This window comes from uncultured Virgibacillus sp., from assembly GCF_947495635.1.
GTDB classification, from domain to species: domain Bacteria; phylum Bacillota; class Bacilli; order Bacillales; family Amphibacillaceae; genus Virgibacillus; species Virgibacillus salarius.
The window spans coordinates 21,244-38,495 of record NZ_CANMAB010000016.1 but is presented as its reverse complement, the minus strand read 5'-3'; the positions used below and the strand labels follow the sequence as shown (position 1 = coordinate 38,495).

The window sequence follows — 17,252 nt, the reverse complement described above, 5'->3', positions numbered from 1 at the left end:
TTGATTAGGTGAAGCGGTATCAAGAGACATGCAAGGAGAGCATGAAGGCAAGCGGCAGAATTTGCTGTAATTACTGTATGAACGATCATGATTTACATCGAAATGTAGTAGATAGGATGAAGTTATTTCCCACCATATTTATCTAAATTTTAGGAAGGGGTACTATTACATGAAAACGGATATAGAAATAGCACAGGAAGCAAAGCTAGAACCGATACATAAAATTGCTGAGAACTTGAATTTAAGTAAAGATGAATGGGAGCCGTATGGACATACAAAAGCAAAGATATCCAATCATCTTTTACATACGTTAAAGGATAAGCCAGATGGCAAAGTTATTCTTGTTACCTCTATTAACCCAACCCCTGCAGGAGAAGGGAAATCCACAGTCACAGTAGGCTTAGGACAAGCCTTGAACCAAATAGGTAAGAGAGCAGTAATTGCATTGCGTGAACCATCATTAGGTCCAGTAATGGGAATAAAGGGTGGTGCAGCAGGAGGGGGTTATTCTCAAGTATTACCAATGGAAGATATAAACCTTCATTTTACCGGAGATTTACATGCTATTACGAGTGCAAATAATGCGCTATCGGCAATGATTGACAATCATATTCATCGAGGAAATGAACTCGATCTTGATCCGAGAAGAATAGAATGGAAACGTGTCATGGATATGAATGATCGAGCATTACGTCAAATCATCGTAGGGCTAGGAGGACCATCAAAGGGTGTTCCGAGAGAAGATGGCTTTACAATTACAGTTGCATCTGAAATCATGGCCATTTTATGTTTAGCAACCGATATAGTAGATTTAAAATCACGATTGGCAAGAATTGTGATTGGCTATACCTATAATGAGCAACCCGTTACTGTGAGTGATCTTAAAGCGGAGGGAGCATTAACGTTACTCTTAAAAGATGCATTAAAACCGAACCTTGTTCAAACGATCGAAAATACTCCAGCGATTATACATGGCGGGCCATTTGCGAATATAGCGCATGGATGTAACAGTATTATCGCTACAAAAACTGCGGCTAAACTAGGTGATTATGTTGTAACAGAAGCGGGGTTTGGTGCAGATTTAGGTGCTGAGAAGTATTTTCATATAAAATCACGTGTTGGAAACATTGACACTGCCGCAGTTGTTATTGTTGCTACAGTTCGTGCATTAAAAATGCATGGTGGGTTGGCAAAGGATAAACTTGCCGAAGAAAATCTAGAAGCACTTAAAGCAGGTATGAAAAATCTGAAAAAACATATGGAAACGATTGAAGCGTTTGATGTTCCATTTGTAGTTGCTATCAATAAGTTTCCAACCGATACAGAAAATGAGGTCCATTTTATTGAGAACTGGTGTGAGGAACAACATGTTGAAGTAGCATTGACTGACGTATGGGCAAGTGGTGGATCAGGTGGTATTCAATTAGCTAACAAAATTATCGCTAAGACCGAAAGCAGGAAGAAAAGCTTTAAACCACTATACGAATTAGAAGATTCTATTGAAGAAAAAATTAGAAAAATAGCTCAAACAGTTTATGGAGCGAAGGATATTGAGCTTTCAAAGCATGCATCGAAGCAAATAAAGCTATTTGAAAAGCAGGGATGGAATAACCTCCCAATTTGCATGGCTAAGACACAATATTCACTTTCAGATGACCCTGCACGTGTAGGGAGACCAGAAGGTTTTACGATCACTATTAGGGAACTACGAGCATCTATAGGTGCAGGCTTTATTGTTGTATTAACAGGTGATGTATTAACGATGCCTGGACTTCCTGAAAAACCGGCAGCGCTAAATATGGACGTAACAGCAGATGGAAAGGTGAAAGGGCTGTTTTAATGGAGGCAGCTTTACAGTTAGCAAAGATAAAAGCCTATGTTTTTAGTTGTTTTACGGATGATCCTACTGGCCATGATTATTATCATATGGAGCGAGTAGCACGAATGGCTAGAATGATCGCCAATAAGGAGGGCGCAGAGCCATTTATTTGTGAAGCTGCTGCTTGGCTCCATGATATAGGTGATGAAAAATTATTTCATGATTCGATCAAATCATTGAACGAAATGGATGCTTTCCTTCATTCCATAGATTTTACAAAGAGCGATATCAAGGAAATTAGGCAAATTATGAGAAATGTTTCTTTCCGAAAAGGGAGGATTCCAACTACAATGGAAGGAAAAGTCGTGCAGGATGCTGATAGACTGGATGCAATTGGTGCGATTGGCATTGCTCGAACCTTTGCTTATGGAGGTGCAAAAGGGCAACCTATATTCCATGAAACATCGAAGCATACGTCCATCCAGCATTTCTATGATAAACTATTGAAACTGAAAGGGCTGCTTCACACAGAAACAGCCCAAGAAATTGCTAACGAACGTCATCAATTTATGGAAAGATATTTAGAACAATTTTATAACGAGTGGTAAAGGTATTGCTTTACTGTACATAAGCTAAAAAGATATCCATCGTTTGATGGGTATCTTTTTCAGTAAGACTCCCACTTTATGCTATTATTGATTAACTCGCTTTGCGCCAAGGTACCTAGCTTCCCAATAAGGATTAGTTAATTCGCTAATCTCCACGCCATTCGATTCACCTGCATGGATAAATTTTCCGTCACCGATATAAATTCCCATATGGGATGGTCCTGGTTTATATGTTTCAAAAAATACGAGGTCACCGACAGAGCGATTCGAGATGGGAGTGGAAAAATTCCAAATATCACTCACGGTTCTCGGAAGCTGCACGCCTTGTTGTTGATATACATATTGAATAAAACCACTACAATCAAATCCACTAGGTGAGGTTCCTCCCCAAGTATATGGCGTACCAATTTGTGAACGAGCTTCTTGAACTATAGTCGCTCCATCATTGCCTTCTATGCGAACTTTTTTAACTTCCTTTGCTGCTTCCTGCTTTTCTTCAACAGACTCCTCATTTCTTTGCTGCACATTTTCTGACTTCTTCTTTTTTTCTACTGGTGCATTTGAGGTAAGGTAGGTATCATCAATTAAATCCATTTTATGTTCGTCTTCAGCAATTTGTAATGCTTGCTTCGTTAATGGGCCATATATTCCGTCTAATTCACCCTCATAGTATCCAAAGTATTGTAATGACTTTTGAACGATCTTTACTTTTGCGTTGTACATTCCAGGCCGGATCTCATCTGAAAAATTTTCTAACTGATCTATATATTCTTGTTCTTCATCTTTGATTATTGCTTTTAATGTATCCTCGTTAACTTTCCCATTAATCGTTAAGCTATGTTCAGCTTGAAAGTTTTTAAGTGCGTGCTCGGTTAAGATTCCAAATTTACCATCTATATTATTATCAAAATAGGATAATGTATGAAGCTTTTGTTGTAGGATGCGAATAGCTTCGCCATGTTTGCCAAACTCTAGTTGTTCTGATTCGAATAAAAGCTTATTTTGTAGTTCAGGATATGCATCAACATAGGCTACAAGTGGTTGACTTAACACGTAGCCATAAAGTAAAGAACGTTTTACTACGTGCTCTACAGTCCCATTTAGCATGCAAATACCCCTTTCTAATTTATGACTGTCTCTAACAGATTTATGAGTATTTAGCATGTTTATGAGTTACGATTGTGTTACAAACGTAAACTCTAAATCTTATTAAGACTGACAATGCCTCAAAAATTGGAGTGCGCCTGTTCAAATACAGTATGTTAACGTGATGTGTAAACTGCTTAAAATTGTAGTTTGTGTTACAATTAGTTGGATAGTAGATAGTAAATGGAGGAATAGATATGGTTACAGGAGAAAGGGCATATTTAGATTTATGTAATCACATTTTACATAATGGTACTAATAAACAAGATCGTACAAATACTGGTACCTATTCTGTTTTTGGTCACCAAATGCGCTTCGATTTAGCAAAAGGATTCCCATTGTTAACTACCAAAAAGGTGCCTTTTCGTTTAGTTGCAAGTGAGCTCCTATGGTTTATAAAAGGGGATACGAATATACGATACCTGCTACAAAACAACAATAATATATGGAATGAATGGGCGTTTGAAAAATGGGTTACAAGTGATAGTTATCATGGACCAGATATGACGGATTTTGGTAACCGTTCACAGCTTGATATTCGTTTCCATGAGCAATATAAAGAGCAAATGTCCATTTTTAAAGAGCGAATTCTCGCTGATGATGCGTTTGCTAAAAAGTTTGGCGATTTAGGAGCTGTTTATGGAAAACAGTGGCGTCAATGGAAGACATCACAAAATGAGGTAATCGATCAACTTAAAGAAGTAATCGAGAACATTAAGTACAAGCCGGATTCAAGGAGGCACATTGTATCAGCATGGAACCCTGAAGATATACCATCAATGGCTTTACCTCCATGTCATACATTATTTCAGTTTTATGTAGCAGAAGGTAAGCTTTCTTGTCAACTATATCAACGGAGTGCGGATGTATTCCTTGGCGTACCGTTTAATATTGCAAGTTATGCTTTACTTACACACCTAATTGCGCATGAATGTAATCTACAACCAGGTGAATTTGTCCATACCTTGGGGGATGCACATATATATACGAATCATATAAATCAAGTAAAGACACAGCTAAATCGTGAAATAAGAAGCTTTCCAACATTACAATTAAATGCAGAAAAAACGTCTATATTTGATTTCGAACTTTCTGATTTTGAAATATTGGATTACAACCCACATCCAGCCATCAAGGCACCGATAGCTGTGTAAGCAACTGTTAGATATTAGGAGGACAAAGAATGATATCATTATTATTGGCAATGGATCGCAATCATGTCATCGGTGTAGATAATGATTTACCATGGCGATTACCAAAGGATCTACGCTTTTTTAAGGAAAAGACAGTCAATCAAACTATCATTATGGGGAGAAAAACGTATGATTCATTAGGACGTAGTTTACCCAACCGTACAAATGTTGTGCTTACGAGAGGGGATAATGATTTCCCTGACGATGTCCAAGTAATTGATAGCTTAGATCATATTAAACAGTGGAGTGAGAACCACCCTGATCAGGAATATTTTATCATTGGTGGTGGAAAAATATTTGAGCAGGCGATGATGATAGCTGACAGAATGTATATTACGTGGATTAATCATTCTTTTGATGGGGATACATATTTTCCTACATTCTCAGAAAAAGAATGGAGGCTTACTTCTAAGGTTAAAGGGGAAAGAAATGATACAAATCCTTACGAATATTACTTTTTACAGTATGATCGAATTTAAGTAGTAGGGAGGAACGAATGGATACTTGTGGGGTAATACTTGCTGGTGGTAAATCTCGGCGAATGGGAACAAATAAGTCTTTATTGAAAATTGGCAATCAAACGGTGATAAATCGTATCTTTCTTGAATTGATGAAGGTGACGAATTGCTTATCCATTGTTACACATCAGCCCCAGCTTTATAACGATTTACCAGCTCGATTTGTAACAGATAGGTATCAAGAAAGTGGACCATTAGCAGGCATAGAAGCAGCGCTTTATTATAATAAAGCGGATGTTTTTATCATCACTGCCTGTGATATGCCGTTTATCCAATATCCGATTTTACAATATATGATAGACAACTTGGAAGACTATGATGGTGTTGTACCCGTTTATCAAACACATATGCATCCTTTAGCAGCTGTTTATAAAAAATCAGTGCTTGAAGAGGTACAAAAGCAACTGGATAAGGGTGAACGAAAAGTTACTGGTTTTTTTGAGGAGATGAATATTCGCTTTATCCATGATTTTCATGGATTCCCACGTGATCAAGTAGAACGTCATTTTTTCAATATGAATACGCCAGAACAATATGAACACGCTAAGACAATGAGACTTGTTTAAGAGAAGAAAAACATGTTACACTAAAAGCGCTTTATACTTAATCATTGAACACGCTATGAATTTTTTTACAAAGGATATTTGTTTTTTGAAATTTTGATTATAATAAGATTAATTATGAAAAGAAGGTGTGAAGATGTTTTCTAGTATAGGTTTTCCTGGACTAATCTTGATTTTAATCATCGCATTAGTAATATTCGGTCCGAAAAAGTTGCCGGAGATTGGTAAAGCGGCAGGACAAACGTTAAAGGAATTTAAAACTTCTGCAAATGAATTAACTAGTGATGTTACAGATGAAATAAAGGAAACAAAAGATATTATTACTGATCAAAAAAGCAGTAAATAACATAAGGGAGTGAAGGGAATGTTCTCAAGTATTGGTGTTCCTGGGTTAATCTTAATTTTAATCATAGCGCTCGTTGTATTTGGTCCTTCTAAACTTCCAGAGATCGGTAAAGCATTTGGAAGTTCGTTAAAAGAATTTAAAAATGCTACGAAGGATATCGTCACCGATGATGATGCTAGTAAAACGGAAAAGCAAACATCTAGTAAAAGCTGATATGCGAAGGTGTAAGGTATAACCCTTGCATCTTCTTTTATGTAGGTACTATGTACAAGGTTTATGTAAGTAGGAGAGTGAAAGGATGCCTAACAACGTATCAATGGATGAAAAGGAAATGAACCTTACAGATCATCTATCGGAGTTAAGAAATAGGATAATAATTATTGCTGTTTTTTTCATTTTATTCTTTATTGGTGGATTTGTGTTCTCCAAAGATATATATTCTTTTTTTCAAAGTGATTTGGACTTTAAATTAACTGTAATAAGTCCGGGTGAAATTATCTGGATTCATTTTACGCTCGCGGGGATAGTGGCAATTGCTTGCACCATTCCAATTTTTGCATTACAGGTTTGGTTGTTTGTTAGACCAGGTTTAACACAGTCGGAAAGGAAAGCAACATTAGCATATATACCTGCCGTCTTTCTTTTATTTATTGCGGGATTAGTATTTGGGTATTATATGTTCATTGAGTTAATTCTTCCATTTCTTTTGTCCTTAAATGATGGAATGTTTAATGAAATGTTCACCGTTGATCGTTATTTTAAGTTTCTTATACGTGTTACGTTGCCATTTGCTGTGTTGTTTGAAATACCAGTAATTGCTATGTTCCTTACTGCTTTAGGAGTACTAACACCGGATTTTATGCGTAAAACGCGTAAATATGCTTATTTAATCCTTGTTATTATCGGAACAATAGTTACGCCACCGGATTTTATATTGCAGCTTGTTGTAGCAGTACCATTAATTATTTTGTATGAGATTAGTATTTATTTAGCTGCTGTTGTGTACCGGCGTAAGCTGAAAAAACATAAAGAATTCATGGAAAGTGATCGTTTAGATGGATGAGGTGAATCGGATTGCGTTCTTTTTATCATTTTTTAATGACATATCGGGGAAAGAAAAATCCAGATGAAAAAAGTCGTTTAGCAGATTGGGCCTTTGCGGATCATTATTTTCCAAAGCACGCGATGGAATATGATGAAATAAGTAGCTACCTTGAATATAATAGCCCATTTCCTACAGCAGTAACCGTGTTTGATGAGCTTTGGGATATATATAGGATACATGAACATGAGAGTCGTTAGAATTGTTTCTAGCGTCTTTTTTTGTGCAATATAAGCTAATTAATTCCTTCATGTCTTTTTTACTCTGCCTCTATATTTTCCTGCACAGTTACGAAATCTCAGTTCACATTCTAATACGAAATCTCAGTTCACATTCTAATTGGTTGATCTAAGCCATGACAGTCATTAATAAAAACTCCATATATGGTTGTCTCCAGATAAAGCTAACCAGGTATCTTTCATAGACGAGCAATCTAAATCCCCTTAGAAAAGTAATATTAGGAATTGTAACTATAATTATATTGGTAAAATAATATATAATTTACTAATTTTTTGAAAAAATGATTGACTAAATCCATTAACATCATTAGTATGTAATTTATTAAGTACTCTAAATTTTATATTTGAAAGAAAGGAGGAATATGTTAATAAATTAATTTACATAGTATTCATTCTTCGTAGAGTTCTAATTAACATTGAGTTTACTAGAGATTAAGAAGGAGGACTTGTTATGTACGCTGAATTATTGAAAAACAAAATTCAATTACTAAAAGAAAGTGGACAATATCGTGAATTCGTTACTATTAATCGAATACGTGGTCAATATCCCCTGGCTACGTTAAGTGGTAAAAAGAATGATCAATCCGTTGTTGTCTGGTGTAGTAACGACTATTTGGGTATGTCTCAGCATCCCCTAGTAACCGCAGCTGCTCAGGAAGCTATCCAGTTGTTTGGGGTAGGCTCAGGTGGTTCGAGGAACATAGGAGGAACCCATAAACATTATAATAGGTTAGAATCGTCACTTGCGGATTGGCACAACAAAGAGGCAGCGTTAGTTTTTCCAACAGGCTATGGATCAAATGATGCCACATTACAGTGCTTACTTCGTCTGTTGCCGGACTGCACCATATTTTCTGACGAACTTAATCATGCTTCAATCATTAATGGAATTCGTAGTACTAAGGCTGCCTGTGCAGTTTTCCGACATAATGATGTGAGTCATTTAGAAGAACTACTTGTAGAACAGCCCATTGATCAACCAAAAATTATTGTTTTTGAATCCGTTTATTCCATGGACGGAGATGTCTCTCCAATTAAAGAAATTTGCGACCTTGCAGAACAGTATAATGCTTTAACATTTATCGATGAGGTCCATGCTATCGGTATGTATGGTCCAAGAGGAGCGGGGAAAGCTGCGGAATTAGGAATAGAACATCGTCTTGATATAATTCAAGGAACTATGGCGAAAGGAATTGGTGTTATAGGTGGGTATATTGCTGCATCAAATGAGATAATTGACGTCATTCGATCTTTTGCATCCGGGTTCATTTTTACTACATCTTTGCCCCCATCTATTGTGGCAGCTTGTAATGCCAGTCTTGAGCATTTAAAAGCATCAAATCATGAGAGAGATGTTTTACATAGAAAGACGAAAATATTGAGAGAGGAACTCAATCGTGCGGGCATCCCTATAATGAAATCTAGTGAAACTCATATCCTCCCTGTCTTAATCGGTGAAGCTCAAAAGTGCAAGGATGCGGCAAAGCGCTTACTAGAAAGGCATCGTGTCTACTTACAGCCTATTAACTCACCAACCGTTCCTGTCGGAACAGAGCGCTTTCGTGTTAACGTTACTCCTAATCATACTGAGGAGCAAATCTTACAATTAAAAGATGCTTTGATTGAGGTTTTTAATCATTTTGATATTGTGTTTGTGGAACAGTCAGATGTGACTATGCAATGACTATTTTTATGTACATTTTCTGTCTCCTTGTATGGGGGTTAAACTTTATAGCTGTTAAAATTCAAGGTACACCTATCAGTCTTGAAGTGTCATTAACCTACCGTATTGCAGGGGCTGCGTTGTTATTTGTTATCCTGGCTTGTTTGTATCGGCCATCTGGCCGACCTTCACGCAGGGATACTTTACCCATTATTATATTTGGGGCTTGTAACTTTGCTTTGAGTTATCTTTTATTATATTATGGCACAATCTGGAGTTCTGCAGCGCTGGTGACTCTTATGTTTTCTATGAAAGCTATATTGACTCCTATTGCATTGCGCGTATTTCTAGGGGAGAGGTTACACCTTAGAATACTTATAGGTGGAATAATTGGTATGATTGCAGTATGTATTGTTATTTATCCTCTTTTATCCGAGCAATTTAATCTTGCTCAATTAAAAGGGGTAGGTGTCGCATTACTCGGTACCTTATTAACATCGGTAGGTGATGCAAGTTCAGCACGAAATGCCAACCGAGGAATTAATCCTGTCTACTCAAATAGTTTCGGTGGAGTAGTAGCAGCACTCCTATTATTTATTATTTGTACTTTCCAAGGTCAGGATTTCTACCTCCCAACATCAATTTCTTATCTTGGTGCATTGGTATGGTTAACAGTTTTTGCGTCCTTTGTTGCATGGATGTTCTACCTTAAACTTGTAGAACGAATCGGAGCGTCCTTAAGCAGCTACATGGTAGCTCTTTTTCCTGCTATCGGAGGGATTGCCTCCGTAATAATCGGGGACTCCCAACCAACTTTATACTTATTTTTTGGATGTCTATTCGGTTGTATTGGCGCTGCAATCGCAATGGGGCTTCGCTTTCCTTCTAATAGAAGTGATAAAAAAGTTAAACAGCATCAGTTATACTCTGATAAAAAAGTAAACTAATGAGCTGATTTTATAATTTCCTAAACTGTTAATAAACGAAAGATAATTATTTTAAAATAATTAGGTGGTTACCCCAAAAGTTAGAGTTTATACTGTGTAGCTGATTGGCTGGATTGAGTGCGATATTCATCTATATATAAGGAATAACTAAAGCTTATTCGTTGTTAGATAATATAATGATAAGCGTATGTGGTTTTCTAACTTCCTCCTATTTACGCTAATACTAGCATGGAACTGTATGATTTTCCTCCAGTTCGGTATTTTAATCAAACGTTTGTTTAATATTTATTATTTGAGTAAATAAACCAGAATTCGGCAAAAATGGCACTGGATTTAGGGAAACATGTTAGTTTGTGCGGTTGCCCGGGAAATATTTCACTCATATGTATGATATACAGTTCTATAAGAACTACCGCCTACACCTTTTTTCTGGGTTTACGTACAATACTATAAATGATTTAGTTAGGTATAGGGGGTAATGATATGGTATTTCCATCTAATCAGCCAGGTAATTTTCCGTTTAATATGCAGCAAGTAAACCCAGGAAATATGATGTACGGTAATCAATTTCCAAGAGCTTTTCCAGGAAGGGGATTTCCAGGGGCATCCATACCCGGAGCTCAACAAGCTGGAGGAGGCAATTTACGAAATCTGCTTAGCTTTTTACGACCGCAATCTGCTGCTGGAACAGGTGCTGGATTTTTAAGCAATGGGGTAGGTGGTCTGTCTGGAACATTAAATAATGTTCAACAAGTTTTAAAAATGGTGCAAAGTGCTGCACCGATCGTGCAAGAATATGGGCCTATGGTGAAAAATTTACCTGCTATGTATAGAATGATGAAAGCATTCAATTCAATGGAAAGTGGAGATGGTAATCAAAATGATTCTGATGAACAGTCTACCGAAGAGGATTCCCTTATCGAAAGTAGTGCAGAACTGTCAGAAGATGCATTACAACTGACATCAACGGATCGCGTTTCCGAGCGAAATTCACAGCCTGGTCAGTCTGTTCCGAAGCTGTTTATTTAATTTTTAAGGCTCCCAGCTTGATTTTTTCTTCTATAAAAGGAAAAATAGAAGAAAATGCTGAAAAGGGAATGATATATGTGCGTACTACAACGAAAGAGTTTGCGACTTTCGCTGGGGGTTGCTTTTGGTGCATGGTCGAGCCATTCGATGAACGTCCTGGTATTATTAGCGTAACATCGGGTTATACTGGTGGCACCGTAGAAAATCCTACTTATGAACAGGTTTGCTCCAATACAACTGGCCATGTGGAGGCTGTACAAATTGAGTTCGATTCATCTATAATGCCATATAAAAAGTTAGTTGAAACATTCTGGCAACAAATCGACCCTACAGATCCTTATGGTCAGTTTCATGATCGTGGAGAATCATATCAAACTGCTATATTCTATCATACTGATGAGCAAAAGCAGATAGCCGAAGCATCTAAACAAGAATTAGAAAATAGCGGAAGATTTTCAAAGCCAATCGTCACCAAAATACTTCCTGCAAAGCCATTTTATCCAGCTGAGGAAAAGCATCAAGATTATTATAAAAAGCAATCCTTTCATTATAGATTGTATAAAAAAGGATCGGGTAGGGAGGATTTCATAAAGAAAAACTGGCGAAATAAACTTGATAAAAGTAAGTTAAAAAAACAATTAACATCCATTCAATTCCATGTAACACAGGAAAATGGAACAGAGAGACCATTTCAAAATGAATACTGGAATAATGAAGAGGAAGGGATTTATGTAGATATTGTTTCTGGGGAACCCTTGTTTTCTTCTACGGATCAATATGATGCGGGATGTGGTTGGCCAAGCTTTACCAAGCCCATTGATTTGTATCAGTTGAAAAAGGAAATAGATTCGACGCATGGAATGGTAAGAACGGAAGTAAGAAGTAAAACCGCGGATTCCCATTTAGGTCATGTATTTGAGGATGGTCCAAAGGATAAAGGCGGACTTCGATATTGTATAAATTCCGCAGCCATGCGATTTATACCTAAGGACAGGCTAAGGGAAGAAGGGTATGAGGAATATCTACGTTTGTTCGAGTAAACGACAAGTTGACAATATAAATATTATGTAAACTCAAAAAGGGGAGTAACGATTATGATTCATCTAAATTGGGAAGAACGAGAGACAATCAAACGACTAAAATGCGTACATGCTGATGCAAAGAAATTTATTGTGGACAATAAGCTCACACCAGGAAAAGTATATGATGTAAAGAATGAGACGGATGAATTCTACTTTATCATTGACAACAGTGAACGAATTGCTGGATTTAGAAAAGAATACTTTGAAGAGGTAAAATAACAGGGGAATTTCCCTGTTATTTTTATACATGAATACTAATATTTCATAAAAAATGGTATACTAAAGATAATTGGTGTTATCATACTATTCTGTTTTAAATGGAGGGTAATGAATGGAACAAGCAAATTTAACAGAAAAAAAGATTTATTTGGTGCGACATTGTTCAGCTCATGGTCAACATAGAGACTCTCCATTAACAACGAATGGTTTACAACAAGCAAATCAGCTAGCTGAATTCTTTTCGAATTTAGATGAGGAAATTGATCATATTATTTCTAGCCCTTATCTACGAGCAGTCGATAGTATTAAGCCCTTTGCAAATAAAGCTCAACTTACAATACATGTTGACGAGCGGTTAAAAGAACGAATATTAAGTGAAGATCCAATAGACGATTGGCTAGATGTCCTGGAACATTCGTTTCAAGAGTTGGATTTTTCACTACCTGGTGGAGAGTCCTCCAATGATGCAATTGAGCGTGCGCATGAAGTGATTGATCAGATGAAATCGACAACTTTTCGTAATATTGTTATTGTTAGTCATGGAAATCTACTTTCTCTATTACTTCACCGATATGATCAAGCTTTTGGTTTTGATACATGGAAAGCAATGCAAAATCCTGATGTTTACACATTGCAATTAGGAAGACAAATAGTCCGACCAGTACAAGTGGATTGGAAATCAGATTTATAGGTAAAGGTTTGCTAATAAAATTCCTAATGTCTCCTCGTATATCTCAGGGAATTGTTCAAACGGCAATGGATTAACACCCGTACCTAATTCAATTGTGAAACCAGGCTTTCTGAATTCTTGGATAAACCAATCCCTATAGCCTGCATAACTGTCAATATATTGCACAGGAAGGTATCCACTGACACGTGCATACTCATTAACAATTTGTTCAGATTCAGGAGGTTCAAGTCCTTCAAACCCCCAATAAATTTCTTCACCTTGTGTATGTAAAGCATTGACAATGGAGAAATTCCTTTCATTGGCCAAATCTGCCATTGTTATTGCTTCCGGCTCAGTCATGGGTTCATAACCTGGGAAATCTCGTGGTTGAGGTGAAGTTGGTTTTCTCTCTACTTCTGTTTCCCAACGTGCAGGATATTGTTTGTTTAAATCCACTCCTTTAATATTTGCTTTCCAATTTGAAAAATTAGTGTTTTGATGATTCATTTCTAATACTTTTGTTTCATAATCTCCTGCAGCTTTTGCTCCATTAATAACGAGATTAACTCCATCAGGATTTACCATTGGCACTACGGATAGTTGAGTCGTTTGGTATAAAGGTAGAGTGAACCTGCCACGAATGGGATTGTGATTGGTTAGCGATAGTGCATACTCATTAATGAATTTCATAATAACAGAAGTAGTTATCCATTCATTTCCATGGAAGGAGCCGTTTAAATGAACGTCGTTTGAACCTCTTCCAATTTGCAACTCTACAATTTCCTTTCCCATTACAGACTTCCCAATGGATTGTTGAAACATAAACGGATAAATAGCTTGTAAGTTATGTAAATCCTGTTGAAACTTTTCATACGTATACTTGTTTAAATCTGTAATAATCGCGGATCTAACTTTCTCTGGAAGTAGAATGGTTTTTCCGATCTGTAAATTCATCGGTTGGATCGTTGGGTTCAATAAAGCAATACTATCTACAGGTATATTATTGGTTATTGCTATTGTCCATAATGAATCATTTGGCTGAATAGAGTAAGTGATCGTACGGTATCCTGGTAGCAATACTTGCATGCCGGGTTGGAGTTGGTTTGCATTTACCCCACGATTTGAATCTTCGACTAGTGGTAACGGAATACCAAAAAGCTGGCTGTAATACCATAAAGTATCCCCTTAGCGAACAGTAATTTCCATTGTATTCTCTCCCTAATAGAACGAATACTAAATCATATGTTTATATTAGTGAAAAATGTGTAGAATGATGGAATAATCCATAGGAAATTCAACAATATTACTTTTATTTTTCAACTTATATGCGTTATAATAACAATTATATCATAAGCTATTTTGTAATGAGTTTACTGATCGGAAGAAGGAGGAGAGAAACTTGGCATTTATTATTACATCACCTTGTAAAGATGAAAAAGCAGGAGAATGCGTAGAAGTTTGTCCTGTTGATTGTATAGAAGAGGGAAAAGACATGTTCTTTATCGATCCAGATATTTGCATTGATTGTGGAGCTTGTGAAGCTGTTTGTCCTGTTGAGGCCATTTACATGGAAGATGAAGTACCAGAAGAAGAAAATGAATATATTGCATTAAATCGTAAGTTTTTTGAAGAACAATAATGAACAAGCCGTATCCTATGTATTTGTAGGACGGCTTGTTTTCAATTGACATATCATGAATCCTTGAAATACAAGCCTGCTTCCTCTAATGCACGTTTAAGTATAGGTATACTGCTTGGACCTATGCCATGTAGCTTTAGAATTTCGCGCTCCGTATAATCAGAAAGTGTTTCTAGTGTAGTAATGTGTTCATTTTCAAGTGCTCTCCTTGCTGGTGCTACAAGACGTGATAGAAATCCTGTACGTGGTGCTCGTTCTGCCTCGCAAATAGGACAGCTAGGACAATCTGAGCTTTTATAGTATGTATGGCCATTGCTACATGTCCTAAGCGTTTTTTTAGAACGGGTCTTCATCTGTTAATCCCCCTTTTAACGGTAATTGCTTGTCAGGTAAACGTTATAGTATCCATTATTTGCTAAATGGATTATCTATATTAGCTTTTAATAGAAAAGTTTCTATAACCATAATTTTTATGCGTTGACGTCTGATCAATCTGCTCAACGCGAATAACAGGTGTTAATCCGTTTTTTAATGCTTGAATAAACTGATCTACTTGATCCGGGTCACCTTCAGCATCTAATTCGACCGTACCATCCTCATTATTCCTTATCCAACCAGTTATTCCTAATTCATCAGCTTTTTGTTTAGCGGTATATCGAAAACCCACTCCTTGTACTCGTCCACTTATGATAGCATGTGTCCTCAATATCATCACCTCACGTAACATTTATCCTTACATGAAAATTATACACTTAATTATATCATCATTAACTGAATAGAGTTAAATAAAAAGGAGTAGGTAGGTTAATACTATAGATAACTAAGCAATAGGAGTGGGAATATTGACGAAAACACAGATGCCTCCTGAATCACATTCGTTTTGGAGAGAAACATCATTACCGAGCTTTCCAACGTTAGAATCATCTGTACATACAGATGTTGGAATTGTTGGTGGCGGCATTACCGGAATTACTGCTGCATATATTTTAGCAAAGCAAAACATCAACGTAACACTAATTGATGCAGATGTAATCGTAAATGGCACAACTGGTCATACTACTGCTAAAATTACTGCTCAACACGGATTAATTTATGATGAATTAATCAAGCATTTTGGTTTTGATAAGGCTAAATTGTATTATAAAGCTATGATGGAGGCTAAACAATTTATTGAAGATACGATAAAACAGCTGGATATTGATTGTGATTACAAAAAAGAAGATGCTTATATATATACAAATTCTGATCAATGGAAGTTGGATTTAGAGAAAGAAAAGCAGGCGTATGACCAGTTAAATATCGAACATGAATGGTCAAAGGAAATGCCACTAGACATTCCAATTAAGTCTGTTCTGCAAATGAAAAATCAGGCGCAATTTCATCCATTAAAATATTTAAATAAGATGGTTCATGCGTGTAAGGAGCTTGGCGTACAATTTTATGAACATACGACAGCTATCGATGTTGAATATAATAAATATCCATCTATCGTGACTAAAAGGGGACATCGGATCAAGTGTAAACAGGTTATTTGTGCATCTCATTTCCCTTTTTATGACCGAAATAGCTTTTATTTTGCTAGAATGTATACGGAACGAGCTTATATACTGGCTATACAATCAAATAAACCGTTTCCAGGTGGGATGTATATTAATGCGGAGTCACCAACAAGATCGGTACGATCAACCAAGTGGAATGGGGAAGACCTATGGCTAATTAGTGGCGAAAATCATAAAACTGGACAAGGAAAATCAACACGTAGTCATTTTAAAGCATTGCAAACGTTTGCTAACGAATATTTTCATGTGGATCAGATAAAATATCGATGGTCGGCACAGGATATAACTACCTTAGACAAAGTTCCTTATATAGGGCCTATTAAAAAATCAGAAGACGCGGTTTTTGTTGCAACCGGATTTCGTAAGTGGGGGATGACTAATGGTACGGTTGCTGCAAAAATAATTAGCGATTACATCTTGAAGCAGTCAAGTCCATATCACGAATTATTTACACCGTTAAGGTTTAAAGCAGATCCATCCATTCGAAAATTCGCACAAATGAATGCAGATGTAGCAAAGCATATGATTCAGGGAAAGCTTGATAATACTAGAAATAATTCGATTGAATTGGCTAGAGACCAAGCAACTGTAACACGAATTAATGGAAATCGTACGGGTGTATATAAAGATACTGAAAATAATTTGCATGCTGTTGATACAACATGCACGCATTTAGGCTGTGAGGTTGAATGGAATTCTGCTGAGCGCACGTGGGATTGTCCTTGCCATGGTTCCAGATTTTCCTATTCAGGAGAAGTGATCGATGGGCCAGCAAAACAGCCATTAAAACAAATTGATCCATCTAAATTAAATTGAGTTAGAAACTGAATAAAATCGCTATTGGATCTCATAGCGATTTTATTTAATATCTCACTATCTTAACAATACTTAGTTTATGAGATGGAAAATA

21 protein-coding genes are annotated in these 17,252 nt (G+C 36.6%); 17 read left to right on the top strand and 4 right to left on the bottom strand.

What is annotated here, in order from left to right; all coding sequences use genetic code 11:
* The first annotated feature begins 169 nt into the window (after positions 1–169).
* Positions 170–1,840, top strand: coding sequence for a formate--tetrahydrofolate ligase (locus tag Q1A47_RS05715; protein WP_166530431.1), 1,671 nt, complete (start codon positions 170–172; stop codon positions 1,838–1,840).
* Positions 1,840–2,427, top strand: coding sequence for an HD domain-containing protein (locus Q1A47_RS05710; protein WP_026681951.1), 588 nt, complete (start codon positions 1,840–1,842; stop codon positions 2,425–2,427). The genes Q1A47_RS05715 and Q1A47_RS05710 overlap by 1 nt, the downstream gene beginning before the upstream one ends.
* Positions 2,428–2,511: 84 nt before the next feature.
* On the opposite strand, the gene Q1A47_RS05705 is transcribed toward Q1A47_RS05710, so the two are convergent.
* Positions 2,512–3,534 (bottom strand): NlpC/P60 family protein, encoded by a 1,023-nt coding sequence (locus Q1A47_RS05705; protein ID WP_026681952.1) that lies wholly within the window; start codon positions 3,532–3,534, stop codon positions 2,512–2,514.
* Positions 3,535–3,770: 236 nt separating this feature from the next.
* Between Q1A47_RS05705 and Q1A47_RS05700 the strand changes: the two genes are divergently transcribed.
* The 13 genes from Q1A47_RS05700 (at position 3,771) to Q1A47_RS05640 (ending at position 13,165) form a co-directional block, all read left to right on the top strand.
* A complete protein-coding gene (locus tag Q1A47_RS05700) occupies positions 3,771–4,727 on the top strand; it encodes a thymidylate synthase (RefSeq protein WP_166530430.1) in 957 nt (318 codons plus the stop codon).
* Positions 4,728–4,756: 29 nt separating this feature from the next.
* Positions 4,757–5,245 carry a dihydrofolate reductase gene (locus tag Q1A47_RS05695; RefSeq protein WP_166530429.1) on the top strand — a complete coding sequence of 163 codons (489 nt, stop codon included), beginning with the start codon at positions 4,757–4,759 and terminating at the stop codon, positions 5,243–5,245.
* A 17-nt stretch (positions 5,246–5,262) separates the two neighbouring features.
* Positions 5,263–5,850 carry a molybdenum cofactor guanylyltransferase gene (locus tag Q1A47_RS05690; RefSeq protein WP_166530428.1) on the top strand — a complete coding sequence of 196 codons (588 nt, stop codon included), beginning with the start codon at positions 5,263–5,265 and terminating at the stop codon, positions 5,848–5,850.
* A 133-nt stretch (positions 5,851–5,983) separates the two neighbouring features.
* Positions 5,984–6,193, top strand: coding sequence for a twin-arginine translocase TatA/TatE family subunit (gene tatA, locus Q1A47_RS05685; protein WP_026681955.1), 210 nt, complete (start codon positions 5,984–5,986; stop codon positions 6,191–6,193).
* Between the two features lie 18 nt (positions 6,194–6,211).
* Positions 6,212–6,406, top strand: a complete 195-nt coding sequence (locus tag Q1A47_RS05680) for a twin-arginine translocase TatA/TatE family subunit (RefSeq protein ID WP_026681956.1) — start codon at positions 6,212–6,214, stop codon at positions 6,404–6,406.
* Positions 6,407–6,491: 85 nt separating this feature from the next.
* Positions 6,492–7,256 (top strand): twin-arginine translocase subunit TatC, encoded by a 765-nt coding sequence (gene tatC, locus Q1A47_RS05675; protein WP_026681957.1) that lies wholly within the window; start codon positions 6,492–6,494, stop codon positions 7,254–7,256.
* A gap of 11 nt (positions 7,257–7,267) precedes the next feature.
* Positions 7,268–7,495, top strand: coding sequence for a YozE family protein (locus Q1A47_RS05670; RefSeq protein WP_121605113.1), 228 nt, complete (start codon positions 7,268–7,270; stop codon positions 7,493–7,495).
* A 490-nt stretch (positions 7,496–7,985) separates the two neighbouring features.
* Entirely contained in the window at positions 7,986–9,218 is a 1,233-nt protein-coding gene (gene hemA, locus Q1A47_RS05665; protein WP_121605114.1) for a 5-aminolevulinate synthase, read from the top strand.
* Positions 9,215–10,144 carry a DMT family transporter gene (locus Q1A47_RS05660; protein ID WP_026681959.1) on the top strand — a complete coding sequence of 310 codons (930 nt, stop codon included), beginning with the start codon at positions 9,215–9,217 and terminating at the stop codon, positions 10,142–10,144. Before hemA ends, Q1A47_RS05660 begins: the two co-directional genes overlap by 4 nt.
* Before the next feature lie 483 nt (positions 10,145–10,627).
* The gene (vrrA, locus tag Q1A47_RS05655) at positions 10,628–11,173 is read left to right on the top strand and encodes a VrrA/YqfQ family protein (RefSeq protein WP_051388355.1); all 546 of its coding nucleotides are present in this window, start codon (positions 10,628–10,630) and stop codon (positions 11,171–11,173) included.
* Positions 11,174–11,241: 68 nt separating this feature from the next.
* Positions 11,242–12,213 (top strand): peptide-methionine (R)-S-oxide reductase MsrB, encoded by a 972-nt coding sequence (msrB, locus tag Q1A47_RS05650; RefSeq protein ID WP_166530434.1) that lies wholly within the window; start codon positions 11,242–11,244, stop codon positions 12,211–12,213.
* Between the two features lie 54 nt (positions 12,214–12,267).
* Complete coding sequence (locus tag Q1A47_RS05645) at positions 12,268–12,474, top strand: DUF6501 family protein (RefSeq protein WP_026681961.1); 207 nt, start codon at positions 12,268–12,270, stop codon at positions 12,472–12,474.
* Positions 12,475–12,586: 112 nt separating this feature from the next.
* On the top strand, positions 12,587–13,165 hold the full coding sequence (locus tag Q1A47_RS05640) for a histidine phosphatase family protein (protein WP_026681962.1): 579 nt from the start codon (positions 12,587–12,589) through the stop codon (positions 13,163–13,165).
* On the opposite strand, the gene Q1A47_RS05635 is transcribed toward Q1A47_RS05640, so the two are convergent.
* Positions 13,160–14,230 carry a M14 family metallopeptidase gene (locus Q1A47_RS05635; RefSeq protein WP_366141113.1) on the bottom strand — a complete coding sequence of 357 codons (1,071 nt, stop codon included), beginning with the start codon at positions 14,228–14,230 and terminating at the stop codon, positions 13,160–13,162. The genes Q1A47_RS05640 and Q1A47_RS05635 overlap by 6 nt on opposite strands.
* A 313-nt stretch (positions 14,231–14,543) precedes the next feature.
* Between Q1A47_RS05635 and Q1A47_RS05630 the strand changes: the two genes are divergently transcribed.
* Entirely contained in the window at positions 14,544–14,783 is a 240-nt protein-coding gene (locus Q1A47_RS05630) for a 4Fe-4S binding protein (protein ID WP_021291327.1), read from the top strand.
* Between the two features lie 53 nt (positions 14,784–14,836).
* On the opposite strand, the gene Q1A47_RS05625 is transcribed toward Q1A47_RS05630, so the two are convergent.
* Positions 14,837–15,136, bottom strand: coding sequence for an RNA polymerase alpha subunit C-terminal domain-containing protein (locus tag Q1A47_RS05625; RefSeq protein WP_121605117.1), 300 nt, complete (start codon positions 15,134–15,136; stop codon positions 14,837–14,839).
* 80 nt (positions 15,137–15,216) lie between these two features.
* Positions 15,217–15,495, bottom strand: a complete 279-nt coding sequence (locus tag Q1A47_RS05620; RefSeq protein ID WP_121605896.1) for an acylphosphatase — start codon at positions 15,493–15,495, stop codon at positions 15,217–15,219.
* A gap of 145 nt (positions 15,496–15,640) precedes the next feature.
* Here Q1A47_RS05620 and Q1A47_RS05615 point away from each other — a divergent pair, with 145 nt between their 5' ends.
* On the top strand, positions 15,641–17,158 hold the full coding sequence (locus Q1A47_RS05615) for an FAD-dependent oxidoreductase (RefSeq protein ID WP_121605897.1): 1,518 nt from the start codon (positions 15,641–15,643) through the stop codon (positions 17,156–17,158).
* Positions 17,159–17,252 lie beyond the last annotated feature (94 nt).